Genomic DNA, 25,507 nt, shown 5'->3' with positions numbered 1-25,507 from the left:
GTTTATGAGCGAGAATACGATTCAGATCACTCACGATCCAATTCAATACTCGACATTGATCGAGGATGTGCGATCCAGAATTGGTGGTGCCGTTGTCTTGTTTCTGGGAACCGTGCGAGAGATGACGGGGGGGCAAAAGACGATTGCTCTTGACTACGAGGCATATCCACAAATGGCCCAGTCCACATTGGAAGAGATCGTCTTAGAGGCGTACAAGAGATGGCCGATTGTGAACACCGCAATTGCCCATCGACTTGGGAGACTTGAGCCAGGTGAAATCAGTGTCGCGATCGCCGTTTGTACCCCACATCGTCATCAGGCTTTCGAAGCCAGCAAGTACTTGATTGATCGCATTAAGGAAGTGGTCCCCATCTGGAAAAAGGAGAATTCGATCGACGGTAGCACGGAGTGGATTCATCCAGGCATCGAATTATTGAGGGACGAATGACATGCACCTGCCGCTGATTGATGGTTTCGGGCGTGAGCATACGAATCTTCGGATTAGTGTCACTGACCGCTGCAATCTCCGTTGCTTTTACTGTATGCCAGCTGAACACGTACAGTTTATGGAACGAAGCGAGATTTTGACATTCGATGAAATTGAACGTTTTGTCCGCATTGCAGTGCCACTTGGACTCCGAAAACTCCGTTTGACTGGCGGCGAGCCACTTGTGCGCCGTGACCTCAATGTGCTGATCCGGAAACTGGCACAGATCAAGGGGATCGAGGACATAGGACTGACAACCAATGGGATCCTGCTGGCAGATCAGGCCCGAGACCTTTTTGATGCAGGCCTGCGGCGTATCAATGTCAGCCTTGATGCGCTCGATGCTCAGAAATTTGCCGCCATCACGCGTCGGCAAGGATACGAAAAAGTGATCAACGGCATTCAGACGGCGAAGGGAATAGGGTTCGATCCGATCAAGGTCAATGCGGTTGCGGTCCGAGGGCTGACAGAAGAGGAAATCGTACCGTTCGGACTGTTCGCGCGACGCACTGGAGTCGAGATTCGCTTTATTGAATTCATGCCGCTGGACGCCGACAATGCGTGGGACCATGGGAAGGTTCTCTACTCCAACGAGATCGTCGAAGTACTTGAACGAGAGATCATGCCGTTAGTTCCGTTGCCGAATCGGAATCCCAAAGCGCCGGCAACTGAATTTGTGTTCGCTGATGGTATTGGTCGAATCGGCTTCATCTCTTCAGTCAGTCAGCCATTCTGTATGAGCTGTGATCGATTTCGAATTACCGCCGATGGCAAGTTGAGAAATTGCTTATTCAGCACTGAGGAAACTGACGTCAAAGTGTTGCTGCGATCAGGATCTGACGACTCCGCGGTCGAAGCCGCCATTCGATCCAGTATCGCAATGAAGAAGGCGGGCCATGAGATCAACGCCGCCAACTTCATCCAGCCATCGCGCCCGATGTATTCGATCGGTGGCTAGTCCCCAAGATCGCTCACTTGAAGCATCGCCGATTTATCGACCTGGATAAATCGGTCAACTCGGGGCGTTTTTGACATGAGATCGATGTTAATTACTCGCCGTCAAACGAAGCGTGTTCTGTGGTCGGATTGAGTGGACAATGAATGGAAATGACGTCGCAATTTGAAGCGAGTGACGCTGAATCGGGATGATACGTGAGCCCAAGTTCTTGCTCAAAGTACCTTGGCCATCGTTGACTTTCCGTGCAATGATCCGCGCGGTCTCATTGACAAATCTGATTGACGCATGGATTGAAACTGACCTACCCGACGAAAACATTCGAAGCTCGAAAGCGGACTGAAGCCGCCGAACGAACGCTCCCGCCATTGTTCACAGAAGACTTACCCTCTCTATTCCTGCGGCCGCACCAGACTCTTCCGTCAGCACTCCCACTTCATTGCGTGTGCGCCGGCAGATTGAAGAACCCAACCCCCAACATGGAATAGATCACAATGAGCATCAGACCTCGGAACCAGTTGGCCTCACCGTCGTAAATTACGTTGCGCGTGACATAGACCGAGAGAGTGATTGCCACGACTTCAGCTTGGGAAAACACCAAGTCGATATCCTGGCCCAACAATACACCGACGAATACGAGTACTGGCGCGACAAGTAGGGCAACCTGAACCGATGACCCCACAGTTGTTGCCAGAGCGAGATCGGACTTATCTGCCAAGCCAAACCGGATCGCGTTCAGATAGTCGGGAACATTGCCTAAAAGTGCGAGCAGAAATACCCCAGCAAATGCGGGGGTAATGTTTAAACCTTCCGAGGCTGGCTCGATGGCTCGAGTTAAGATTTCACTCATGACCGCAAGGCCGAGTGTTGCCATCGCAAGAACAGCGAGCGCCTGGTACCTGAGCCCGTTTGGCTGGGAATGATTATTCCATTCTTGATCGTTCGGCGTCGCGTCTGCCAGGCATTTACCAACAACTGGCTCATTGTTCGCAAGCGTATAGACAATACTTGCAATATAAATCGTCAGCAAGAGCGGCGCAATTTGCAGGCTGATAATGCGAGTAGCACCCGGCGAAGCAATGTTGAATACAGTTGGAATAATCAATCCAAAACCAGAAGCGGTAAGTAGACCTGCGCTAACTCGACTCGTCTTTACGTTGATCGATTGCACTCCGTGCTTCATGCCACCGACAACCATTGAGAGCCCGAGTCCAAGTAACAGATCGCCGATGATCGCACCTGTAATCGACGCTTTGACAACAGAGAATAGTCCCTTGCTCAATGCAAATATGCTGACGATTGCCTCAGGAGCGTTACCAAATGACGCGTTGAGCAAGCCACCCCAGATTGGACCGATCTCCTCGGCAATTGCCTCTGTTGCATCTCCCATGAGTTTCGCCAACGGGATAATCGCAAGAGCCGCAGCAATGAAGACGGTGCTTGCGCTCGTACGATACCAGTCCAGCCCGAGAGCGATGGGTATAAATGCGAGCAATAACCGCCACTGAAGAATCTGACGAAACATCTGAGAGCACCGCCCTATCGATTTAACGCGAGCAACCTGGCCCAGCTGAATCGCTGATTTTCAACAGCTTCGAGCACCTCGGTAGCGCGGATGGCCAAGGTGAGTGTCATCGGCCAGAGACCGGCACGAAGCCGAGGCAACTGCCGTGCCAGAGCGAGAATTCGAAGTGGCTACGAATCGACGAGTTGCTTCATTGAGCTCTAAATATGCGGGGAACTCGGTGCTTTCGATGTTCCTGAGTCACTGAGAATCGCCTGTCACGTCAGGCGAGATCGGGCAAGCAGCGAACACGACAACGTCGCCGAGGCGAAGGCGAGCTCAGGACTCGCCGTCGGACGGTATGTATTTTGTCATGCAGGAAGGATTTCTACCTCATGAGCAGAAGAATCAATCGCTCGAAGCCATATCCCGTCGGCGAATTCGCTGAAAGTCCGAAAAGCACTTTGGATTTGAAATTGGCATGGTTGTTGCCTGAAGGCGACACAGCGGGCCCCTGCTGGTGCGATTAGATAAATGCCATACCTATGCAGGTATCGTCTGCATTCAAATGCTCGCCGCAGTCAATGCCCCTGAAGATTTCAGCGGAAAGAGCACCATGAAATTGAGGATCAAGGGAACTGCGATTCGATTGCGACGTGATCGTAAGGGCCTCGATGAGTTGGTCACAACTGATCAAACCCAGGAAGCGTTAAGGCTTGGCCCTGGACGCTCAGTCGCTTTCAGCTGTTCCGTCGAAATTGGAAATGCTCATCGTGGACAGCCCCGGGCCAATTACGGCAGTGGAAGGCTCGTGCTGTTCATCGACGGAAGCGATGCCAGAGAATGGCGCGGTAGTGACCGCGTCGGATTCGATCATGAACAGGTCGCCGAGAATGCCATGATGCGAATCATCTTAGAGAGAGATTTTGCATGCTTCGACCGCCCGAGCGGCGACGAGTCGGATGACGCGTACGCATTTCAAAATCCGTCAGACGCATGCTGAGTGTAGACAGTCGAGTCCGTCAATGAGTTGCGGGAGAGATTCGATGAGTGATGGATTGCCCTGGCACAGAATTCAGTTCGCATTTTCGATTACGTATCACTATCTGTTTCCTCAACTGACCATGGGGCTCGCGTTGCTGATTTTGGTCATTAAGTTTCTGGCACTTCGCACGGGTGAGGAGTCGTACAACGAGGTCGCCCGATTCTGGGCTCGCATCTTTGCACTCAACTTCGCCATGGGTGTCGTGACTGGAATTCCACTCGAATTTCAATTCGGCACGAACTGGGCCCGCTTCTCGAACTTCGCAGGGGAAATTGTCGGGCACACGTTAGCAATGGAAGGAATTTTTGCGTTCTTTCTTGAATCCTCATTTCTTGGACTCTTTCTGTATGGCGAAAAACGAATGAGTCCCCAACGGCACTTTGCCACAGCTTTTGCCCTATTCCTTGGTTCTTGGCTATCCGGCTATTTCATCATCGTGACAAATGCCTTCATGCAACATCCAGTTGGGTATTCGTTAGGAGAAGATGGCAGATTGCATTTGGCGAATCTGATGGAATACTTGCTGAACCCTTGGGCATTATGGCAATACGCCCACAATATGATGGCCTCGGTCGTGACGGCTTCGTTCGTCGTCGCAGCTGTCGGAGCTTACTGGTCCCTATTGGGCGCGAATGCCAGGCATGCATGGATTTGCTTGAAGGTCGGCATTATCGCAGGGGCGATCTCAATTCTCCTTGTCGCCTTTCCTACGGGTGATCAACAAGGAAAGATGCTGTCCGAAAAGCAGCCTGTGACCTTGGCCGCAATGGAAGGCTTGTTTGAAGGCGGGCCTTATGCAGAACTTGCGATCATCGGGCAGCCCAATGTCGCGGAACTCAAACTCGAGAACCCGATCGTCGTTCCGGGAGTCCTGAGTTTCCTTGCGTATGGTACGTTTGGCAGCAAGGTCAAAGGACTCAACGACTATCCCCAGGACCAATGGCCTGACAACGTCGAGCTGCTCTACTACAGCTATCACATCATGGTCGGGCTTGGCACATTGTTGACACTGGTGATGGGAGTCGCATCGTTCCTGCTCTGGCAAGGGCGACTACTGCAAACCCGAGCGATGCTGTGGGTTCTGATGCTGTCATTTCCCTTTCCTTATATCGCCACGACCGCCGGCTGGTGGACTGCGGAACTTGGTCGGCAACCTTGGATTATCCACGGATTGATGCGGACGGCTGATGCAGGCTCGTTGAAAGTCAATCCCGGAGATGTCGTCTTCACGCTGCTGGGATTTGCGGGGTTGTACTTACTTCTTGGGCTGTTGTTCGTGATCAACGTACTGAAAGAAATCAATCGTGGCCCGGTGGCGCTTAAGTAGGAGTCTGGGATGGAGGCCGTTTGGTTCGTGATTATCGCTGCAATGCTCGCGATTTACGCTGTTTTGGACGGGTTCGATTTTGGGGTGGGCATCATGCATCACTTTGTGGCGCGTAACGATGAGGAACGGCGAATCGTTCTTGCGGCAATCGGCCCCATTTGGGATGGCAACGAAGTGTGGTTGATTGCGGCAGGCGGAGCCCTCTTCATGGCCTTTCCCCTGACCTACTCGACTGCCTTCAGCGGCTTTTACCTGGCACTGATGATTGTACTTTGGCTCTTGATCCTTCGCGGGCTCGCGATTGCATTCCGATCTCATCAGGAGAATCTGGTGTGGCGGCAGTTCTGGGATGCCGTCTTTTCCTGCGCGTCGATAGCCCTCGCGGTCGTCTTCGGTGCGACGCTCGGGAATCTGGTTCGCGGTGTCCCACTTGATGCCGATGGATTAAATGCGATGCCACTCTTCACGAGTTTCATGCCTGGTCCTCAGCCGGGCGTCTTCGACTGCTATACCGTTCTGGTAGGGCTATTTACCCTTGTCGCCTTGGCCGGTCATGGTGCGCTGTTTCTTGTGTGGAGAACCAGCGGACCAGTTCACGCGCGTAGCCAGACTTATGCCGCGGCGATCTGGCGTTGCATTGTTGTTCTTTGGGCTCTTGTGACGTTGGCCACCCTATGGGTTCAGCGAGATCTTTTCATCACCCTTGTGAATCGCCCCTGGTCCGTGCTCTTTGTATCACTCGCAATCGGAGGTATCTGGGGCGTATTTCATTTTATGAATTCCAAAAGAGAATTGGCCGCCTTTGCTTCGTCATCTGCATTTCTCTTAGGCTTGATCGCCGCAACAATGATCGGGAATTTTCCGTTCTGGTTGCGGTCGACGATTGATTCCTCATTTGGCCTCACGGCTTACAACACCGCCTCGTCCTCTTCAAGCTTGAGGACAGCTCTGAGTTGGTGGCTTGTCGGCATCATTCTGATCGCTGGCTACTTCACCGTCCTTTTCCGCTCGATTCGTGAAAAGGTCGACGCACGTGAACTCGGAAATCCGCACTGATGTGTCATGTCAGCAGCGTGAACTGACCTTGCAGCTCTGTTCCAGACAATACGCATCGAGTTGGACACCCCCATGCGACTTTACAGCGCCAGCGTCACGACGGTGCCAATCATCAGCGTCGACAACGTCACGAATTCTGCCGAAGAAGATGAACTGTCGATTGAAGAGCCTCTGGAGATTGAGTTGTTACTTCATGGAACTGATGGAATACGTCCGTATTCCATCGCCGTCACGATGCGTACGCCTGGAAACGATGTCGAATTAGCGGCTGGCTTCTTATTCACTGAAGGAATGATCCAGAGCGAAAATGATCTTGTCGACATTCAATCCACCTCCTCCAATGTCGTTCAAGCGACGTTAAAGCCGTCAGTGCGAATCGATGCCGCAAAATTCAACCGGCACTCATTTGTCTCGTCGAGTTGCGGAGTCTGCGGCAAGCGAACCATCGCTGCTGTCTTCACCGCAAGACGATATCAGGTGAACCATGGAGCCCCACGTGTCAGGACCGAAGTGATTCACGGATTGCCAGGGACGCAACGTGAAGCGCAAGCCAATTTCCATCGAACTGGAGGCCTTCATGCGTCGGCGTTGTTTGATGAGTCAGGCAATCTCCTTTCCTTATTCGAAGACGTGGGCCGACACAACGCACTCGACAAATTGATCGGCTCCGAACTACTCGAAGGCAAATTGCCATTAATCGACAGACTGCTGTTGGTCAGTGGGCGAGCCAGCTTCGAACTCATTCAAAAAGCGGCCATGGCCGGTATACCGGTGGTGGCCGCCGTCGGTGCACCATCAAGTCTCGCAGTCAGTTTGGCTCGAGAGACTTCAATGACCTTGCTCGGTTTCGTTCGGGACAACCGGTTCAATGTTTATTCAGACGCGGGACGATTCGGGGAAGGCAGGTGAATCGTGCAATTCGTCGACAACAACCCATTCGCGTTACTCACGTTTCTCGTCGCCCCCGCGATTTTGACGAACGCGTCTTCGATCATGACTCTCTCGACATCCAACCGATTCGCGCTGGCAATCGATCGCGCGAAGGCAATTCTCGCCGAGATCACGAGAAATGAAACGACATCCGATTTCCAATCAGACCTTCGTGTCGAACATCTGAAGATGGCGGAGGCGCGAGTACTGGTCTTAGTTCGCGCGTTGACGAGTTTGTATGTGGCGGTCGGTGCGTTTTCTGCAGCAACGCTGGTCTCCTTGTTGGGGGCTGTTCTCTTTATTGCTCAAGAAGAATTCCTAAGGCCATTTGCATTGGCCTTAGGTCTGCTTTCCGGCACGACAGGTGTGGGAGGGCTGACTGTGGGATGCGGGATCTTGCTTTGGGAGACCCGTAGAGCTCAGTTGCTCTTGATCGAAGAAGCCAAGTTCAAACTCAAGCGATGTCGAACCAACTGCGTCCCGCAATCGGACGATTCACGAAAGGACGATGAAAGATGAACACGATTACGGTCAATGGTGAGATTCAACAAGCAGCGAGTGGTGAACGGCTGATTGATGTGATTCAGCGTGCGGGAATCGAGATTCCCGCGGTTTGTTATCACTCGCAACTCGGGCCACTTCAAACCTGTGACACGTGCATGGTCGATGTGAATGGCCAACTTGTTCGGGCCTGCGCCGAAATTGTGGTCGACGGCATGACGGTACTGACGAAAACAAAAGCTGCCACTGCCGCGCAGCGCGAGGCGTTCGACAGGATTCTCGCCAATCACATGCTGTATTGCACGGTCTGTGACAACAATAATGGCAACTGTACCATTCACAACACGACCAAAATGCTGCAAGTTGAGCACCAGAAGATACCGTTTCAATCAAAGCCGTTCGAAGTTGACGAGTCCAATCCGTTCTATCGCTATGACCCCAATCAATGTCTGCTATGCGGGCGATGTGTCGAGGCGTGCCAGAACGTCGAAGTCAACGAGACTCTTTCAATTAACTGGGAGGACGAAAACCCTCGAGTCCTCTGGGACGGCGGCGCAAAGATCGGCGAATCGAGCTGCGTCTCGTGCGGTCACTGCGTGACCGTTTGTCCCTGCAACGCGTTGATGGAGAAGTCGATGATCGGTCACGCCGGTTTTCTTTCCGGCATACCGAAAAAGGCCCTGTCAGGAATGATCGATATCGTGAAAGGAGTCGAGCCAGAGGCGGGCTACGGTGCAATTCTCCAGGTCTCTGAGGCTGAATCGGCCATGCGGCAATCACGTGTTCGACGTACAAAGACCGTTTGCACTTACTGTGGGGTCGGATGCAGTTTTGATATCTGGACAAAAGACAGGCACATTCTGAAAGTCGCGCCGGAAAGCGGTCCCACGAATGGCATCTCGACATGTGTCAAAGGCAAATTCGGATGGGACTTCGTCAACAGCGAAGATCGTTTGACGGCGCCGCTGATTCGCGATGGTGACACGTTTCGCGAGGCAACCTGGGACGAGGCTCTGGCGCTGATCGCCCGCCGCCTCACGGAAATCAAGACAAAAACGGGCCCTGACTCAATCGCCTTCATCTCCTCGTCGAAATGCACGAATGAGGAAAGCTATTTGATGCAGAAGTTGGCGCGGGCCGTGATCGGAACAAACAACATTGATAACTGTTCCCGATATTGTCAGGCCCCTGCCACCATGGGACTCTTTCGCACCGTAGGGTATGGAGGAGATGCGGGGTCCATTACCGACATCGCTCAGGCAGGTCTGGTGTTGATCGTGGGCAGCAATACGGCGGAAAGCCACCCGGTCCTGGCAACTCGCGTGAAGAGTGCGCATAAGCTTCGTGGTCAAAAATTGATTGTTGCGGATATCCGCGAACACGAAATGGCCGAACGGGCCGATGTCTTTTTTCGGCCGCGCCCCGGCACCGATCTCGTGTGGTTGTCTGCCGTTAGCCGTTATCTGATTGATGCGGGCTTGATCAAAAAGCAATTTCTCGATCAATGGGTGCATGGTCTGGATGAGTACCGTAAGAGTCTTGATTTGTTCACGCTGGAATTTGCCGAACGTACATGCGGGCTCCCCATCGACACTCTAAAGACGGTCGCGCGTATGATCGCCGAAGCGGATGGCGTGTGCATCCTTTGGGCCATGGGTGTGACACAGCACACCATGGCATCAGATACCTCGACCGCGATCTCGAATCTGCTTTTGATCACGGGAAACTATATGCGACCTGGCGCAGGAGCTTACCCTTTGCGTGGACACAATAACGTTCAGGGTGCCGGCGATCATGGAGCAATGCCAAACAACTTGCCGGGATATCAACCTGTCGACGATCCAGAAGTGCGAGAGAAGTTTGAAAAGTCGTGGGGCGTCAAACTTTCGACGACCAAAGGCCTCGATAATCACGAAATGGTTGAAGCGATTCATGAAGGCAAGTTGAAAGCGATGTATCTGTTCGGCGAAGAAATGAGCCTGGTGGATTCAAACGCGAATTACGTGCAAGACGCTTTCTCCAAGCTCGAGTTTTTTATCGTCCAGGACATCTTCTTCAGTCACACTTGCGAATTCGCAGATGTGGTGCTTCCGGCCGCACCAAGTTTAGAGAAAGAGGGGACGTTCTCGAGTACGGAACGTCGGATCCAACGGCTTTATCAAGTCTTCGAACCGTTGAAGCAAAGCCGCCCTGATTGGCGGATTATTCAAGATGTTGCGAAGCAACTCGGCGCAAACTGGAACTACAAGCATCCCTCCGAAATTATGGACGAGATCGCATCGCTCACCCCGATTTTCGCCGGAGTCAACTACGAGCGACTTGAAGGCTACAAGTCTTTGCAATGGCCGGTTGCAGCGGACGGAACAGATCAGCCACTACTCTATACGAAGCAGTTCGCGTTTCCTGACGGTAAAGCACGGCTTTTTCCCGTGGGTTGGACCGAACCCGTCGAGCAACCGGACGAGGAATATGATCTCCACCTGAACAACGGCAATCTGCTGGAACACTTTCACGAAGGGAACATGACACTTCGTGTTGCGGGAATCCGCAGCAAGACACCCCATGTCTTCGTTGAGGTGTCACCCGAACTCGCCAAGGATCGCGGCATTGTCAGTGGAACGCAGCTTGAGCTGACATCTCGCTATGGACAAGTCTTGGTTCGAGCATTGGTGACAGACCGAGTCCAGGGAAGGCAAATCTTTATGTCGATGAATTCGAGCGAATCTGCAGTGAATCGGTTGATTGGCAGCCATACCGACGCCGTCACACACACGCCCGCCTATAAAGAAGCCTCAGTACGCCTGAGAATTATCGCGGGAGATATCAAATCACCTTTGCCTCGGGTCAATCATCGTTTTGGCACACGTACTCCAAAGCGCGGGGTTGAGGTCGAACAAAAGTGGAAACGCAAAGACTATTCAGTCCCAGGAGCCGAGTCGGCGTCCGAGTTGGTTCAGTTGGATACAAGCATTAAGAAGGAGTAACCAGCATGGCTCAACCCATTCGAATGAGTACTGTCGCTCGCGATCCTCGGAGCGAACTCAAATCACGACTTGATGCTGCCACCACGGATCACGCTGAAGCACTGTTGGCCGCATTAGAAGTTCTGCAAGGCTTGCACGACTGCGGCGTATTGGAACTTCTTCGCGGCGCGACGGGATCCAGTGAAAAGGTTCTGGAAATTGCAGTAGACGCCGCGAAAACGCCAACCTCCATTCGCAGTATTCGAAATCTGATTCTCTTGGTGAACATGGTAGGCGAGATCCAACCGGAACTTCTTAAGGCATTTACATCAACAATTCCACTGGCTCTCGAGACGATTTCCGAGCATCCAGAGCCGCCAGCCCTCTGGCGATTGGGGCTAGGGCTATTGCGGAATCCAGACTCCAGACGAGGGATCGCGGCCCTCAACACCGTGCTCGAGACATTTGGTCGCGAACTCGCAGCAACACGTGCAGAGAAATAGGGTTCATGTCTGATTCAAACACACGTTGCCTGCATCCTAAACGATTCGAGCCTGAATGGAACACGCATTTAAGGTCACTCGAAGGGCTCTTGAGAGATCGAAGACAGATTCGCAAAGCACGCTGCACGACTGCTCTAAACCACACCATAGACACATGCATGGACTGAGAAAATGGTATGTGTACTTTAAGGCATCGAAATGATCAACGAAGACGCGCCAAATAACTTCAACGGGAATAAAAGCCCGAACCTCGAGCCTGCGGTCGCATCGACCCAGGCAACCTTAGACCCCATTCCAGTAAAAAACCCTTTATCGGAAAATGCCGCGGCTGAATCCGACGGGGCTGGGAAACCGTTAGCACACGATGCCCAAAAAGGAAAAATATCGAGATGGCGTCTACGAACCTTGATTGGAGTCGTCGGCTTGGCGACGTTCGGGTATTTCGTCACGCCAATCGTGCTATTTGCCTTGAGTACAGTTTCCACAGACGATGCTTACGTTAACAGCCATGTGACGTTCGTGGCGCCGCGTGTGTCGGGACAGGTTTCTAAGGTTTTGGTCGATGACAACAATCGCGTGAGGAAAGGTGATTTGATTGTGCAGCTCGATCGCGAGCCATATGAAGTGCAACTGAAGATCAAACAGGCAGCAGTTGACCTTGCCATGGCCCAACTATTGGTTGCACGAAACCAGGTCAATGGAATTGTCGCCCAAGCTCGAAGTAACCGATTTAAACTGGACCATGCGATCGAAGATGTCCACAACCAAATCGCCCTGTTGAGTGCGAATGTCGCCACATGGGAGAGTAAAAAGGCCACGCTCGTTCGTGCCCAGGCCGATCTTGAACGAAATAAGCCGTTGGTCGAAAAGGGAGTGCTGACACGTCAAGAACTTGACAAATATGAAGAAGCGTTCCGTGTCGGAGAGGCTGCCGTAAAACAAGCTCTTGAGCAAGTGTATCAGGTTCGAGTTGCGCTCGGATTGCCCGCACAGCCTGCTGACGGAAGTGATTTGACGATCGTTCCACCTGACCTTGATCAAACCTTCTCCTCCGTCCGCCAAGCTGTGGGTGACCTCTTACAGAGCTTCGCACCGCTGGGTGTTTTACCTCCCTCGTACAGTTCAACTCCTAAAGAAATTGTCGCGGCATTCAAAACTCGTGACAGTGAAGGGAACGTCGATCGAATCTATTCCGAACTCGTGAAAACTGCGCCGATCATCAAACAGGCTGAAGCGACGCTCGCCCAAGCCGAACGGGATCTCGATCAGGTTAAGCTGAACCTTCGCTATTGCAATGTTTACGCCGAAATTGATGGCGTTGTGACCCGCAGAAATGTCAATCCCGGGAACAACGTGCAATCCGGACAAGCGTTGATGGCGATCCGATCACTGACTGAGGTCTGGATCGATGCAAACTTCAAAGAGACCCAACTCGCAAGGCTACGAATCGGTCAGCGAGTCGATTTGGAGGTCGATATGTATGGTCACCGACGCAAGTTTAATGGACGAATTTCTGGGTTCACGATGGGAACCGGTTCGACGCTGTCTCTTTTGCCTGCACAGAATGCGACCGGAAATTTCATCAAGGTTGTTCAACGACTTCCTGTCAGAATCGAACCAGTTAATTATGAGCCCGATCAAGATCCTCTGTTCGTCGGTTTGTCCGTTACTCCTATGGTCTATATTCACGAACCTCCTACGGGTCCTGATGCTGGAAAGGTGCTTCAGCCGAATTTCTTTTCCACGAACCCTACGGCATCCTCTGATACATTGTTTGGTGACCGCGAGCCAAACGATCGTTCGAAATCTGATCCTCAGCCACGGGAGACGCAACCGTGAGTCGTTCGTCTCCTGCAAATGCCTCGGTCGCTACCAATGGTCGGCCCGTGAATCTCTGGCTCGTCGCATTCGCCGTCGTCGTGCCAACGTTCATGGAGGTTCTTGACACCACGATTGCCAATGTGGCTCTTCGGTACATCGCGGGTGGCTTGTCGGCCGCGTATGTGGATGCAGAATGGGTCATTACAAGCTATCTCGCCGCGAACGCGATTGTCCTGCCGGTCTCTGGATGGCTTGCGACTCATTTAGGTCGCCGGAACTACTTCTTAGGATCGATCGCATTATTCACAATTGCGTCTGGCCTTTGCGGGATGGCCACCAGTCTTGAAGAAATCATTCTCTTCCGCGTCCTGCAGGGGCTTGCCGGTGGGGGACTTCAGCCATGTACACAAGGGGTGTTGCTCGACACCTTTCCACCCGAGAAGCAAGGCTCGGCGATGACACTGTTCGGAATCGCCGCTCTCATCGCTCCGATCTTGGGACCACCGCTCGGTGGCTGGATCACGGACAATTATTCTTGGCGATGGATTTTCTACATCAATATTCCTGTAGGCTTATTTGCATTTCTAATGTGTTACTGGTTGCTTGACGATCCAGAATATCTGAAACAGGAACGGACCGAGTTGAAAAAGCAGCCCATGCGATTCGACATCCTCGGTCTCAGTCTGCTGGCAGTCGCAATGATCAGTTGGGAGATTATGCTCTCTAAAGGTCAGGAATGGGATTGGTTCGGTGATCCTGAGTGGCGCGTGCAGGCACTTGCCCTTTCATTTGGAGCGGCGTTGGCAGGATTGATTATCAGAGAATTGCGAATCGCTGATCCGGTGATTAATTTCCGACCGTTAGGGGAGAGAAACTTTGCGACGTCGAGCATCATCATTTTTTGCGCTTACGGCGTTCTCTATGGCTCAACGACATCACTTCCCGGTTTATTGCAGTCGCTGTTCGGATACGATGCCACGAGTTCAGGGCTGGTGATGTCTCCGTCCGGATTTTTCTCGGTTGCGACTTTACCTGTGATCGGAATTTTGCTTAGTCGTGGAACAGACGCGCGCTGGATGATCCTCGCTGGCCTCGCAGTCATGTCTGTGGGTAGCTACTGGATGTCCCTGATGAATCTCGATATCAGTCCGTTCCAGGTCATCTGGCCGCGTGTGGTAACGATCGTCGGACTCTCGCTCATTTTTGCTCCGCTGAACGTGGCGGCTTACATGTATACCCCTAGACACCTACGCGGAGCGGCAGTCGGCTTGTTCGCACTGATTCGAAATGAGGGCGGAAGCGTCGGAACCAGTGTGGCACAGACAATTGAAGTGCGACGAGTTCAGTTCCATACATTGCGGCTTAACGAAAACTTGGACCCACTGAATCCGGCCGTGACGACATTTGTCGAACAAGCACACTCAACGTTCTTGGGGCAAACAGGTGATCCCGCCCTATCTCAGCAGATGGCCCTTCAATCATTGGCAAATCTGCGAGACCAACAGGTATTGTCCCTGGCTTACTTCGATGTGTTTCGTGTATTGGCAATTCTTGCCATCATCTTGATGATTTTCGTCGCGCTCATGAAACGTTCCGTCGCAGAAAAAGGGGCTCATCTCGCTGCCGATTGAATGAATCAATTGCCAGTTAAGGAGTTGCCGCTCCGCTGGGTTGGTCCGGTGGGCAGAAGGCCGAGGTCTAGCCCGATAAATACACCGGCTGAAGCGGCAATTGAACGTCGGGAATATCCGGCAAATCTCGTACAATCGCTCGATTCGGGCCTCGCCACCGGACGAAAACAAGAGAACATCAAGTTGCCGTGCGGTCCGATCTTTTTCTGCTTGCGCCAGCAGATCATCAGGACGCGCAGCTTCCAGAATCGAAATGCCCAGTAAAAATCTCGACGAAACGTGAGTGATATCGAATTGCGCCATGGATTTACGGCGTTGTGAGATAAAACCCAATCGGGATCGAAATGGTGGACAGTATTCCGATGAGAGGCGTGTCACAAATTCTGGCGACGATTCGGCGAACCGATTCTTGGTTGCACGTATTCGTCGCCTGCATTGTTTTCGGCTGGACCGAGTTTGGGAACGCGGAAGAACTTTCGTTGCCAACCGCACAGCGAGCTGATCCTGCCGAATTTGCCGCTCAGAATGCGAATGAGGCTATCGACTTTGTCGAATCGATGCGCGTGCTGGAACGACGAATCGACTTGCTCATGAAGCAAAACGAAGACCTAGAACGCCACAACAATAGGCTCGCAGCGCAATTCGATGATCTTTCGCGTCGAATCGAAAAGCCTTTCGATCAGAAGAAGCTACCACAAGATTCGTACTTCTCCCTTTACTCAGACTCAAACCCACTCGCAGATCCTGAATCGCTCCCCGACTCATCCAACGTCGTCGTTCCCACAAATTACTTGTCGAGTGATCTGCAACAATCGAGGAAGGCCTTCAGTCTTACACGAAATGAAGTGGATCTTGATGTACCGCACGCTGCTGGTGGCGGCTCGAAAGCCTCTGGCGGAGATCCTACGTCCACTGGCCGGGCCCAGGAGGATGGAAATCGTCACGTCGGCAAACTGGCACTGAAACCCTATTATGACTTCGACAGTGATGGTTTCAGATTTACGACCGAAGACAATGAATTCAGTTTCGGTGTTCGTGGATTGGTGCAACTCGATGGAAAGGCCTATTCAGAGCCATCTCCAGGATTTGCGAGTAGTGGGTTCTACACGCCCCGGTCTCGGTTTTATTTTGAGGGACAGCTCACCAAGCCCATCCAGTATGAGTTCTCATTTCAGCAGACGTACGACAGCGTGAACCTGCTCGACGCCTACGTCAACTTCAATTATGACCCTGCATTTCAAGTCCGTCTGGGTCGATACAAGACGCCTTTTACTTATGAATGGTATCGCGTTCATATTTGGGACCTGCTTGCCCCCGAACGCTCGCTTTTTGCGACGAACTTCGAGGGCCAAAGACGTTTTGGTGCCATGGGTTGGGGGACGCTTTTCGAAAATCGGGTGGAGTACGCCGTCGGATCCTTCAACACGCAACGAAATGGATACCAACCTTTCAACAACCTCCAAGACGTGATGGCGTTCGTCAACTTCAAGCCGTTCTACAATGAAGATCGCAGCTTCGCACTTAGGGACCTTCAGTTCGGTGGCTCCGTCAATGCAGGCTATGAGAATCAGCCGGTTGCGCCGGCCGCGTTGCGAACGAATAACGCGCCCTCGACGAGCGCAGTGAGCGATAGCGGCGCAGTCAACTTTGCCACTTTACCATTTCTCGCATTCAACCAGGGTGTGACTGAGCATGGGGGGCGCGCACTCTGGGAACTCCATACAGCATGGTACCACGGAGGATTGACTGTGCTGGGAGCTTGGCAGTCTGGGACCGAAAGCTATTCCACCGCCGCGGGAGCACCAAGCCGCATCCCTATTAACGGATGGTTTCTTCAAGCAGGTTATATTTTTACCGGCGAGACGATCCGTGATCGCACCTTAATTGATCCACTCCATCCGTTTGATCTCCGACCAGGCCGCTTAGGATTTGGCGCGTTCGAACCGACAGCCCGTTATAGTGAACTGACGCTTGATCGCCGGGTCTTCAGCGATGGTTTGGCTGATCCGAGCCTTTGGACCAATCAAGCGAAATTGGTTGACATCGGTCTGAACTGGTATTTGAACAAGTTCGTAAAGGTCTATTTCGATTGGGAGCATGCCATGTTTGGTAGCCCTGTTTCGTCTGCCAGCGGTCATCCCCAACAAGCAAACGACTTGTTCTGGATTCGAACTCAAATTTACTTCTGACGAAACGAACACAATCCGTGTCTCGATCGACGTTCCGAAAACGCGCCAGTTATGTGAGCGGCTCGACAGTGCTTTCATTTGGTGACGCCGGCGGATGGTCGCGCCACGAAACACGACTCGGCCGGATTGAATTTGCCATTACGATTTATGAAGAGCTGCGATTGAAAGGTCGCTCGTCAGTTTTAAGAGTTCCTCAGCCAAAAATGCCAGCCGATCGACGAGTGGCTCAATACCTTCGAGCCGACCCTGCTCAGCGTGATCTTCAAGTTCAGAGGCAACTTCTCCTGCCACCGTGGAGAATGTCCCGACCATCCCACAAACCTTGTGAGCGGTCTCGCGCAGCCGGACTGCATCCCCCTCTCGGATGGCATCCTGAATTGCTTTCATATGAATTGGAAGTCCGGCCTTTAAGGCCGCACAAATCCGTTGAAGTATGGCGTCGTTATCTCCACATGCCGCCAATAGCACAGGCATGTTCAGTAGATGACGTGAAGAACGTTCGTTCGTCCAATGGAGGCCCGCGACTCGTTCAATCGCCGCAAATAGGTCCGCAGCCTTAAAAGGCTTGGGCAGAAAATCATCCATACCAGAGGCAAGGCACCTTTCTCGATCTGCTTTCGCGGAACGTGCGGTTAAGGCAATCACTGGCAAATGGTTTCCAACGTTTTTCTCGTGTTCACGAATCGCCTTGATGACTTGAAATCCATCTAACTCTGGCATGTGGATATCGAGAAGCATGAGGTCATATTCGCCATGAATTGCCTGGGCGAGCGCCTGTTTGCCATCCGTTGCCATGTGCACGTCGTGGCCCTGGCCGGAAAGGAGTTGGTCCAAAAGCTGTGCATTGAAGTCGTGGTCTTCAGCCGCAAGAATCCTTAATGGTGCCACGCGAGAGGAAAGAGGTCGGGCGGCTCTCTCAGTCGGTATTCGTGGCTCGTCAGTCTGGTTTGGTTGCTGCGGGATTGCCCCATTCATGACTCGATAGATCGTTTCGAGCAATTCCGACTGCTGAAATGGCTTAAGCAGTTGAGCCTTAATTCCCAAATCACGAGTGCGCGCGATGTCCCCGGGGCGATCTTCCGAACTGAGAAGGACAACACGGACATTCGACAAGCCAGGAATCTCACGAATGCGAGTCACGACCTCGAGACCATCCATTTCTGGCATACGCAGATCGAGCAGCACAAGCGCAAACGGCTGCCCTGCATTAAACGCTTCAGCGAGGATGTCGATTGCCGCAATCCCATCGCTTACCGTGCATGGATTCATCTTCCATCGACGCAACCATTCGCCCAAAATACTGCGATTGGTCGCATTGTCGTCGACGATGAGGACCTTTAGTTGATAAAGCAGATCTGCTGATGCTGAAGGGGCTGGGACGGATGACAATGGTTGATGCTTGAAGCGGGCGGAGAAACTGAATCGACTTCCCGAGCCAATCTCGCTTTCAACGAGGATCTCTCCACCCATGCAGGCGACGAGCCTCGCGGCAATCGTTAACCCCAGTCCAGTTCCACCATACTTGCGTGTGGTTGAAGCATCCTCTTGTTCAAACGCGTTGAAAATTGTCTCCTGCTTTTCAAACGGGATACCGATCCCGGTGTCTCGCACAGAGAACTCTAGCGCAACGTCGCAGTGAGGCAGAACGCCAGACACCGTTTCGACACTCACAACCACCTCTCCTTCATCGGTAAACTTAATCGCATTACCGATGAGATTCAGCAACACCTGTCGCAGTCGGCCTGGATCGCCAATCAGTGAGTCAACGACGTCATCCTGAATATGGCAAACGAGTTCAAGTCCTTTCTTATGCGCTCGCACCGCCAATGCGCGAAGCGTATCACCCAGCACGGTTCGGAGTGAAAAGTTTGAGGGAAACAGCTCCAGCTTGCCGGCTTCGATCTTCGAGAAATCAAGCAAGTCGTTAATGATCGTCAATAAATTGTCGGCGGCGGATTTCACAGTACTAAGCGATTGTCGCTGGATATCACTCAATGAGGTGTCGAGGGTCAATTCGGTCAGCCCAAGAATCGCGTTCATTGGTGTGCGAATTTCGTGGCTGACATTGGCGAGGAACTCGCCCTTCGCTCTGTTCGCAGATTCCGCAGTCTCCTTCGCCACGCGCAACTCGTCTTCGGCCAGCTTGGCATCGGTGATATCGGTGCAGGTACCAAACCACTTGAAGATGCTCCCGACACTGTCTCGAATCGGCACGCCTCGCGTTTTGAACCAGCGATATTCGCCATCCGATCCGAGGATGCGGTACTCCACGTCATAAGTCCTGCGCCCGGCGACTGAGTCTAACCAGCACTGCCGAGTTGCAGCTTGATCGTCGGGATGGAGCACTTCCATCCATTGCCAGCCCAATAGCTGGCTTTCCCTCATTCCCGTGTGATGGGTCCACTGAGTGCTGAAATAGTCGCAGGCACCATCCGACGTAGCGGTCCAGACCAATTGTGGCAGCGCTTCGGTCAGGCTACGCCAACGGCGTTCACTCTCTCGCAACGCTTCTTCGACTCGCTTTCGTTCGGTGATATCCCTCACCAATGCGACGGTGAATCGTCGGCCACCTTCCCAAAACGCCTGGCCTCTAATCTCCACGGGGAAAACGGTCTCATTCTTTCGGCGATGTCGCGATTCGAAGGCAAATATTCGTCCATCTTGAAGTTTGCGGCTGATCTCATCGATCTCGGAAGGGGTCAAGTGAATATCGAAATCGGTTGGACTCATTCCGATCAACTCATCCCGCGAATAACCCAAGCTTTCGCAAGCCTGACGATTCACGTCTAAGACCACGTGCTTTTCGTCATGGAGGAAAAACGCATCCGAGGCGTGGTTGACAAACGTACGAAATCGTTGCTCACTTTCGCGAAGTGCTTCTTCGGCTCGTTTGCGATCCGTGATGTCTTCAGCCAGTCCGGCAAAACGACGAAAGTCGCTGGATGATTTGTCGATCAGGAATGCGCGACTCCGTATCCAGCGAACCGAGTTGTCGGGTCGCATGATGCGAAATTCTAATTCCGAGAAGACACCGTGTCTGCACTTTTCCATGCATTCGATGGCCTTCTTGCGATCTTCGGGATGAATGCTTTCGTTCCACGAATCTGGTTGCTCGTAAAGACTCTGACAACTCCGCCCCCAAACGGCTTCGTAGCCAGGGCTCACGTAGCTCACTCGATCTTCGCGAGTGTCAAAAAGCCAGAAGATTTCTTGGATATTCGCCGCCATCTGGCGGAAGCGTTCTTCGGCTTCACGAAGTGCCTCTTCGGCCCAACGCCGTTCATTGGCCAGAAGGCGGCGTCTGGTCCTATGCAGAGACTCGCTGAGCACGCTTAGCAGTGTGCCTATCAAGACGAACAAGCAAAATCCAACGCTGATGTGGGCGTAAGACATTGCATGGGAACTCTGCGTGACCAGAAGAAAATAGACCGCTGCCAATGAACTGAGAAAGGTCGCGAACAGTCCAGGCCGAAGACCGCCGTAGTACGCGGCGATGGCGACGCCAGGAAAATACGTCATGTGCGGAAGGCGATCCTCGAGGATTGGCCATAGAGGCCAACGCATCAGGAGTGAAACGACCGGAGCGAGCACCGCCACGCAGTAGGCGAGATATCTGGTGCGTCGTATTTCGTACATCCGAATTCCTCGTGTCGCGAAGTCCTATAGCGAACTGCGAGTCGAATGCCAGAAGGTGAATCTCCGTTTCTTGGTCAATCGATGCAGCCAGCGTCTGCTGGACATTCTATGTGGTTTGATTGAGAATGACGCCCGATCGGTTTTCGAAAAATTTACGCTTCTTTTGGCTGGCGAATGGCAACCCTTTTGCTGATTGATGATGATCCGGAAATCGTTGCTGAACAATTGCGATCGACGATCTCGGGTTTGGGCCATCGCGTCGAAGTCGCACGGAGCGGTGCGGAGGGTTTAAAAAAGACCGCCAACAGACCTCCCGACCTGATTTTCCTTGACCTGCGTCTGCCTGATCAATCCGGATTGGAAGTCTATCAACGGGTCCGCCAAATCGATGCGCGCATCCCCGTGATCTTCGTTACCACCGCAAAAGGAGCGGACGCGGCAATCGAAGCCATGAAGCAGGGCGCCTATGATTACCTTTTCAAACCTCTCGACCTGCATCAACTCCGCCACTTGATTGGCGAGGCGCTTGAAGTGTCCCGTCGAATGAGGGAGCCAGCGGTCGTGACAGAGACCGCCTCGGATTGTGATATCGAAGGTGCGATTGTCGGAAATTGCACGTCAATGAGGGAAGTCTACAAGGCCATCGGTCGTGTAGCTGCACAGGATGTGCCGGTGCTCATCACCGGAGAGAGCGGCACTGGCAAAGACGCTGTTGCGAGGGCCATCTATCAGCACGGGGTTCGTTCGCGAGCCCCATTTTTAGCACTGAATTGCGCTGCTATTCCCGAAAACCTTCTTGAAAGTGAATTGTTCGGGCACGAAAAAGGTGCCTTCACTGGTGCCGATCGTCGTCGTATCGGGAAATTCGAGCAATGCAACGGGGGAACGATTTTCCTTGACGAAATTGGCGATATGCCACTGACTCTGCAGCCCAAAATTCTTCGAGTGCTACAAGATCAGACGTTCGAACGAGTGGGAGGAAATGAAACTGTTCGGACAGATGTGCGACTCATCGCGGCGACTCACCGTGACCTGCAAGTATGGTCGCGGGAGGGTAAGTTTCGGTCCGACCTGTATTACCGCCTGGGGGTATTCGCAATCGACCTTCCCCCGTTACGTGATCGGGGCGATGACATTGAGATGCTCGTCCGACATTTTGTGAAACGATTCAGCCGGGAACTCAGTCGCGACGTACGTACGGTGTCGCCTGAGGCAATGAGTCAACTACGCGATTACGGATGGCCGGGGAATATTCGGGAGCTTCAAAGCTTGTTGAAACAGGCGCTCTTGCGTGCGAGTGGCCCGGTCTTACTGCCGGGGTTTTTGCCCGAAATGCTTGTGGGGGGGAGTGATTCCGCCAATCCCTCGTCGACTCCGGCGAACGATTTAAATCTGGAGTCCTTCATCCGCGAACGATTGCATCCTGATGTCACTGATTTATACGACGAGACACACCGCGAGGTTGATCGGTTGTTGCTGAAACTTGCGCTTGAAAATAGCGGGGGAAATCAACATCAGGCGGCACGTTTGCTCGGTATCGCCCGTCAAACCTTACGTTTGAAACTTCGCGAACTCGGGATGCGTGTCACGCAAAGTGTTGAAACTGAAGACGGCGATCAATCGTAATTCCGAGCGCCCGGTGTTTCACGCATTGGGACGTCGTGCATTCCGAATGTTTTTGGGCCTTTGGATTGTTTGAATACAGACTCACGGTCGGACGGGTAGCCCTCTTATCTGGGTGGTCGTTTTTCTTCCGCGAAGGCCTCACTCTTTCGAAAATAATTCGTGAATTCGACCGCCATTTTTGAATTGAACCCGGCGAACTTCTCATTTTCAGCATGGCATCGTTGTTGCTTCATCTGTCGACGAGAAGACGCTCCCTCATTGAGGCGATTCTCTGGCAGACGTTGTGATTGCAGAGGCGGGAAACACTGGGGTTGGTTTGCCGGGTTACGGTAGCGTAAGACAATTTCATCGTGTGGCCAATCGCCCCGTGACACCTTTGAGAGGATATTTCCATGGACTTGAAACTAACGAATAAGCTTGCACTTGTCTCAGGTTCCACGAAGGGGATCGGTCTAGCGATTGCAACTGCCTTGGCGCGCGAAGGATCACGAGTTGTCGTCAACGGCCGCACAGAAGCGTCCGTTGACGACGCTGTCCATGAGATTCTTAAGACAGTACCGACGGCATCAATTGAGGGGTTCGCCGGCGACCTTTCAAAGTCACAGTCGGCCGAAATGCTCGCCTTGAAGTTCCCGATGGTGGATATCTTGGTGAACAATCTGGGGATTTTCGAATCGCTGCCATTCGAGCAAATTACCGACGACGACTGGCAGCGTTTCTTCGAGGTGAATGTTCTCAGCGGTATTCGTCTCAGCCGCATCTATCTGCCGGGCATGAAGAATCGCGGATGGGGCCGGATTGTTTTTATCAGCAGTGAGAGCTCGATTAATACTCCAGTCGGAATGATTCACTACGGTATGACCAAGACGGCACAGTTGGCGGTTTCTCGTGGATTGGCTGAGTCGTGTGCAGGGACAGCCGTTACAGTCAATGCGGTGTTGCCTGGGCCGACGCATTCGGCTGGGGTCGAGGAATTCGTAAATCAAATTAGCGGTGGTCAACCGTTCGCTGAATTTGAGAAGGAGTTTTTCAAGACAGTACGGCCGACATCGTTGCTGAAGCGTTTTATCACGACCGAGGAAGTTGCAAGTTTAGTGGCGTATGTGTGCAGCCCGCTGGCGTCCGCTACGAACGGCGCCGCATTAAGGGTCGATGGAGGAGTTGTTCAAGCCTGTTTCTGATTCAACGTCGTGACCATCCCAAGCCAGCATTAGTTGCTCGTCACTCATGCGAGTGATGAGCCGACATGTTGCACTTCGAGTGACGGAGGTGGTGGTGTCGTTTTGATGGCCGTGATGTGATCGCTTTGGACTTGCCCACGTTTTGTGGGAGCTCGGGATCGAGTGTACTCTAATTGAAAGGAGACTCCGCGATGCCGAGAGACCATCGACAGTTTGTCGAAGCGTTTACGCGAGAAGCGGTTCAGATGGTCCTGATCCAGCAGCTTTCGTTTGCGGAAGTGCCACGCCGCCTTGATCTCCGTGAGAACATGCTGCGGAGCTGGCAAGATCAGTAACGCACCGTCGCCCGTTCAAAAGTACACTGGTCTCACGGATCGCCAGAATTTAAATGGCGCCGTGCGGCAAAAAGAAAAAAGCTCTGTTGGCGAAGTGCCAACAAAGCTTTTTTCCCTTACCTGACTCCGACCGAAGTGCGAAGTCGTTAGGAAATGTAAATCGGGACGACAAGACACCGTTAGAACTTTTTCTGGCCGGCGTCCGGAGTTGGGAAACCAGCTTCCGGCTCATTGTCACCCGATAACCCGATGGTGGCGGACCGTGACAACACCGATCACCCGTAGCGACGGCTGGGGTGGCGATGAACCCTAAAATTACGCTATGCCGCCTCGGTCAGGTGTAGCGACTGGTTAGCCGGCGAGAACTTCGAGACCGATGAACACAACCTCAATACCCACTCGCTTGCCGTCCAGTAGCAATTCATGAATCGGATAGCCACCATCCCCAAACCCCGAGACGGCGAGGGGCATGATCGCGCGCTCGTCGGCACCAAGCTGGACCACACCAAACTCTTGGATGGCATCCAAATCAGCAACCATCTTCTCACTTTCGGCGTTATCCATCTTTTCCCCAGCCTCGTCCAAAACGACCGGATCAAAGATGCCGACTTGGGCAAAGTCTACTCCTACATCGTCGAGGCGAGGACCAAGTGACGACGGCTCAGTTAATATCGCTCTTAATCGCGATACGCGCCGGTCACCAGGATAGGTAATTGTTTTCACCATAATTCGGTACGTACCGCTTTCGACGTCGAAAGTTGGCGAGGGCGGTAGGTCTCGGAAGAACATAGGATCCGAAACGCGGAGTTTGCCGCTGACAATCGACAGAGTGGCGAACTCGATCCAGTCGGATTCCTCCCCCTTGGGAAGGCTCCGATGAAGCTCGCCCTGAGTCGCGACTTCGTACTCTTTCATGGCATTTGCCGTAGGCAGATCAGGGTCTCTTCGGCCGCGATTCTCTGAACTCTGTCCGAGGACACGATGGGGTGCAGCAGCTGCTCATTCATCGATGGTCCCTTAGCGGATTGCGAGACTCCCGATATTAAGAGACGATTGAGAGAATTAGATAGTGGAAAATCGAACACGGCCGCCCTCGAATCGATCAATTGAATTATACAATGATTCTATCACGAACCATCGCTACGCCGCTGTAGTGACTGACGGCGGGATTTGAACTACGCATTATGCCGTAATCAAAAGAGTTCCGTCGATTCACCCGAGCCGTCATTCGATCGCAACCGGCGAATTGAACAAGAACGTCGAGCTGTAACTCCTGTCCCCACAACGAAAAAGCCCTTCGGCGTCCTCGCCGAAGGGCTCATTTCCAGACAAAGTCGGGCTGACAGGATTTGAACCTGCGACCTCTTGACCCCCAGTCGCTCGGTTTTTCTCAGTTCGTCGGTAGAAAAGATCTATTTTCTAGGGGTATTGTGACGTTTAGTAGTCGTCTCGTCAAGTATCGCGGCGTCTCACAGAAACTCCTTAACCCGTGTAAAACGGGGTGTTTCGTGGAAGGTTAGTGAAGGTCATTTCGAAGAAGAAGGCGGGGCATCGCCGGCTCAGGACGACCAATACCTCAACGGAAGAAATTAATTCGCGCTCCAACTCAAGGCCTTTACACGAAGTCGGACATGATCGACTTCGGAATGGGCGAAGTCTTCGAACCATCCGTCGCGGCGTCTACCGCGCCTACAGAACTCCATCCGATTTGTCGGCAGGGTTCCGGAAGCCCCGAGGAATCCAGTACGCCAGCGAACTTTACCAGGCACTGTTGAACCGGAACGGCATCACCTGGTCGATGAGCCGCAAAGGAAATT

At 52.7% G+C, this 25,507-nt stretch carries 20 protein-coding genes; 16 read left to right on the top strand and 4 right to left on the bottom strand.

Annotated elements, in window-relative coordinates:
* Nucleotides 1-4: 4 nt before the first annotated feature.
* The gene (locus tag OSO_RS0102505) at nucleotides 5-448 is read left to right on the top strand and encodes a molybdenum cofactor biosynthesis protein MoaE (RefSeq protein ID WP_010581986.1); all 444 of its coding nucleotides are present in this window, start codon (nucleotides 5-7) and stop codon (nucleotides 446-448) included.
* Between the two features lies 1 nt (nucleotide 449).
* Nucleotides 450-1,445: a GTP 3',8-cyclase MoaA gene (gene moaA / locus OSO_RS0102500; protein WP_010581985.1), complete on the top strand. Its 996-nt coding sequence runs from the start codon at nucleotides 450-452 to the stop codon at nucleotides 1,443-1,445.
* A gap of 433 nt (nucleotides 1,446-1,878) precedes the next feature.
* On the opposite strand, the gene cax is transcribed toward moaA, so the two are convergent.
* Nucleotides 1,879-2,967, bottom strand: coding sequence for a calcium/proton exchanger (gene cax / locus OSO_RS0102485; protein ID WP_010581983.1), 1,089 nt, complete (start codon nucleotides 2,965-2,967; stop codon nucleotides 1,879-1,881).
* A 374-nt stretch (nucleotides 2,968-3,341) separates the two neighbouring features.
* Between cax and OSO_RS52230 the strand changes: the two genes are divergently transcribed.
* The 11 genes from OSO_RS52230 (at nucleotide 3,342) to OSO_RS0102425 (ending at nucleotide 16,912) form a co-directional block, all read left to right on the top strand.
* Nucleotides 3,342-3,476: a hypothetical protein gene (locus OSO_RS52230; RefSeq protein WP_261340371.1), complete on the top strand. Its 135-nt coding sequence runs from the start codon at nucleotides 3,342-3,344 to the stop codon at nucleotides 3,474-3,476.
* A 38-nt stretch (nucleotides 3,477-3,514) separates the two neighbouring features.
* Entirely contained in the window at nucleotides 3,515-3,949 is a 435-nt protein-coding gene (locus OSO_RS52450; protein WP_010581982.1) for a DUF7009 family protein, read from the top strand.
* A 43-nt stretch (nucleotides 3,950-3,992) separates the two neighbouring features.
* On the top strand, nucleotides 3,993-5,318 hold the full coding sequence (locus tag OSO_RS0102470; protein ID WP_010581981.1) for a cytochrome ubiquinol oxidase subunit I: 1,326 nt from the start codon (nucleotides 3,993-3,995) through the stop codon (nucleotides 5,316-5,318).
* Between the two features lie 9 nt (nucleotides 5,319-5,327).
* Entirely contained in the window at nucleotides 5,328-6,374 is a 1,047-nt protein-coding gene (cydB, locus tag OSO_RS0102465) for a cytochrome d ubiquinol oxidase subunit II (RefSeq protein ID WP_010581980.1), read from the top strand.
* Between the two features lie 72 nt (nucleotides 6,375-6,446).
* Complete coding sequence (gene fdhD, locus OSO_RS0102460; RefSeq protein ID WP_010581979.1) at nucleotides 6,447-7,283, top strand: formate dehydrogenase accessory sulfurtransferase FdhD; 837 nt, start codon at nucleotides 6,447-6,449, stop codon at nucleotides 7,281-7,283.
* A 3-nt stretch (nucleotides 7,284-7,286) separates the two neighbouring features.
* On the top strand, nucleotides 7,287-7,823 hold the full coding sequence (locus OSO_RS0102455; protein WP_010581978.1) for a DUF2721 domain-containing protein: 537 nt from the start codon (nucleotides 7,287-7,289) through the stop codon (nucleotides 7,821-7,823).
* Nucleotides 7,820-10,789 carry a formate dehydrogenase subunit alpha gene (gene fdhF / locus OSO_RS0102450; RefSeq protein ID WP_010581977.1) on the top strand — a complete coding sequence of 990 codons (2,970 nt, stop codon included), beginning with the start codon at nucleotides 7,820-7,822 and terminating at the stop codon, nucleotides 10,787-10,789. The genes OSO_RS0102455 and fdhF overlap by 4 nt, the downstream gene beginning before the upstream one ends.
* Before the next feature lie 5 nt (nucleotides 10,790-10,794).
* Nucleotides 10,795-11,271 carry a helical membrane plugin domain-containing protein gene (locus tag OSO_RS0102445; RefSeq protein WP_010581976.1) on the top strand — a complete coding sequence of 159 codons (477 nt, stop codon included), beginning with the start codon at nucleotides 10,795-10,797 and terminating at the stop codon, nucleotides 11,269-11,271.
* Nucleotides 11,272-11,694: 423 nt separating this feature from the next.
* Entirely contained in the window at nucleotides 11,695-13,110 is a 1,416-nt protein-coding gene (locus OSO_RS41870) for an HlyD family secretion protein (protein ID WP_202799917.1), read from the top strand.
* Entirely contained in the window at nucleotides 13,107-14,723 is a 1,617-nt protein-coding gene (locus OSO_RS0102435; RefSeq protein ID WP_010581974.1) for a DHA2 family efflux MFS transporter permease subunit, read from the top strand. Before OSO_RS41870 ends, OSO_RS0102435 begins: the two co-directional genes overlap by 4 nt.
* A gap of 362 nt (nucleotides 14,724-15,085) precedes the next feature.
* Complete coding sequence (locus OSO_RS0102425) at nucleotides 15,086-16,912, top strand: OprO/OprP family phosphate-selective porin (RefSeq protein ID WP_157604965.1); 1,827 nt, start codon at nucleotides 15,086-15,088, stop codon at nucleotides 16,910-16,912.
* Nucleotides 16,913-17,050: 138 nt separating this feature from the next.
* Here the strand turns inward: OSO_RS0102425 and OSO_RS47350 are convergent, their stop codons facing one another.
* Complete coding sequence (locus tag OSO_RS47350; RefSeq protein ID WP_010581972.1) at nucleotides 17,051-20,548, bottom strand: PAS domain S-box protein; 3,498 nt, start codon at nucleotides 20,546-20,548, stop codon at nucleotides 17,051-17,053.
* 174 nt (nucleotides 20,549-20,722) lie between these two features.
* On the opposite strand from OSO_RS47350, the gene OSO_RS0102410 reads away from it, so the two are divergent.
* The 3 genes from OSO_RS0102410 to OSO_RS50560 all read left to right on the top strand — a co-directional run bounded on the left by OSO_RS0102410 (nucleotide 20,723) and on the right by OSO_RS50560 (nucleotide 23,690).
* Complete coding sequence (locus tag OSO_RS0102410) at nucleotides 20,723-22,174, top strand: sigma-54-dependent transcriptional regulator (RefSeq protein ID WP_029246557.1); 1,452 nt, start codon at nucleotides 20,723-20,725, stop codon at nucleotides 22,172-22,174.
* 392 nt (nucleotides 22,175-22,566) lie between these two features.
* The gene (locus tag OSO_RS0102400) at nucleotides 22,567-23,355 is read left to right on the top strand and encodes an SDR family NAD(P)-dependent oxidoreductase (RefSeq protein ID WP_010581969.1); all 789 of its coding nucleotides are present in this window, start codon (nucleotides 22,567-22,569) and stop codon (nucleotides 23,353-23,355) included.
* A gap of 191 nt (nucleotides 23,356-23,546) precedes the next feature.
* Nucleotides 23,547-23,690, top strand: a complete 144-nt coding sequence (locus OSO_RS50560; protein WP_010581968.1) for a transposase — start codon at nucleotides 23,547-23,549, stop codon at nucleotides 23,688-23,690.
* A 351-nt stretch (nucleotides 23,691-24,041) separates the two neighbouring features.
* On the opposite strand, the gene OSO_RS0102390 is transcribed toward OSO_RS50560, so the two are convergent.
* Nucleotides 24,042-24,605, bottom strand: a complete 564-nt coding sequence (locus tag OSO_RS0102390; RefSeq protein ID WP_010581967.1) for a hypothetical protein — start codon at nucleotides 24,603-24,605, stop codon at nucleotides 24,042-24,044.
* 700 nt (nucleotides 24,606-25,305) lie between these two features.
* On the bottom strand, nucleotides 25,306-25,507 hold a 202-nt coding region (locus OSO_RS51840; RefSeq protein WP_237729247.1), incomplete at its 5' end, for a hypothetical protein.

This window comes from Schlesneria paludicola DSM 18645 (genome assembly GCF_000255655.1).
Classification (GTDB): Bacteria; Planctomycetota; Planctomycetia; order Planctomycetales; family Planctomycetaceae; genus Schlesneria; species Schlesneria paludicola.
This window is presented reverse-complemented; position numbering and strand designations above follow the sequence as displayed.

Excerpts from the sequence above, each read along its gene's own strand:
- OSO_RS0102505 (WP_010581986.1), top strand. The coding sequence starts at position 5 with ATGAGCGAGAATACGATTCAGATCACTCACGATCCAATTCAATACTCG.
- moaA (WP_010581985.1), top strand. The coding sequence starts at position 450 with ATGCACCTGCCGCTGATTGATGGTTTCGGGCGTGAGCATACGAATCTT.
- cax (WP_010581983.1), bottom strand. The coding sequence starts at position 2,967 with ATGTTTCGTCAGATTCTTCAGTGGCGGTTATTGCTCGCATTTATACCC.
- OSO_RS52230 (WP_261340371.1), top strand. The coding sequence starts at position 3,342 with ATGAGCAGAAGAATCAATCGCTCGAAGCCATATCCCGTCGGCGAATTC.
- OSO_RS52450 (WP_010581982.1), top strand. The coding sequence starts at position 3,515 with ATGCTCGCCGCAGTCAATGCCCCTGAAGATTTCAGCGGAAAGAGCACC.
- OSO_RS0102470 (WP_010581981.1), top strand. The coding sequence starts at position 3,993 with ATGAGTGATGGATTGCCCTGGCACAGAATTCAGTTCGCATTTTCGATT.
- cydB (WP_010581980.1), top strand. The coding sequence starts at position 5,328 with ATGGAGGCCGTTTGGTTCGTGATTATCGCTGCAATGCTCGCGATTTAC.
- fdhD (WP_010581979.1), top strand. The coding sequence starts at position 6,447 with ATGCGACTTTACAGCGCCAGCGTCACGACGGTGCCAATCATCAGCGTC.
- fdhF (WP_010581977.1), top strand. The coding sequence starts at position 7,820 with ATGAACACGATTACGGTCAATGGTGAGATTCAACAAGCAGCGAGTGGT.
- OSO_RS0102445 (WP_010581976.1), top strand. The coding sequence starts at position 10,795 with ATGGCTCAACCCATTCGAATGAGTACTGTCGCTCGCGATCCTCGGAGC.
- OSO_RS0102425 (WP_157604965.1), top strand. The coding sequence starts at position 15,086 with ATGAGAGGCGTGTCACAAATTCTGGCGACGATTCGGCGAACCGATTCT.
- OSO_RS47350 (WP_010581972.1), bottom strand. The coding sequence starts at position 20,548 with ATGTACGAAATACGACGCACCAGATATCTCGCCTACTGCGTGGCGGTG.
- OSO_RS0102410 (WP_029246557.1), top strand. The coding sequence starts at position 20,723 with ATGGCAACCCTTTTGCTGATTGATGATGATCCGGAAATCGTTGCTGAA.
- OSO_RS0102400 (WP_010581969.1), top strand. The coding sequence starts at position 22,567 with ATGGACTTGAAACTAACGAATAAGCTTGCACTTGTCTCAGGTTCCACG.
- OSO_RS50560 (WP_010581968.1), top strand. The coding sequence starts at position 23,547 with ATGCCGAGAGACCATCGACAGTTTGTCGAAGCGTTTACGCGAGAAGCG.
- OSO_RS0102390 (WP_010581967.1), bottom strand. The coding sequence starts at position 24,605 with ATGAAAGAGTACGAAGTCGCGACTCAGGGCGAGCTTCATCGGAGCCTT.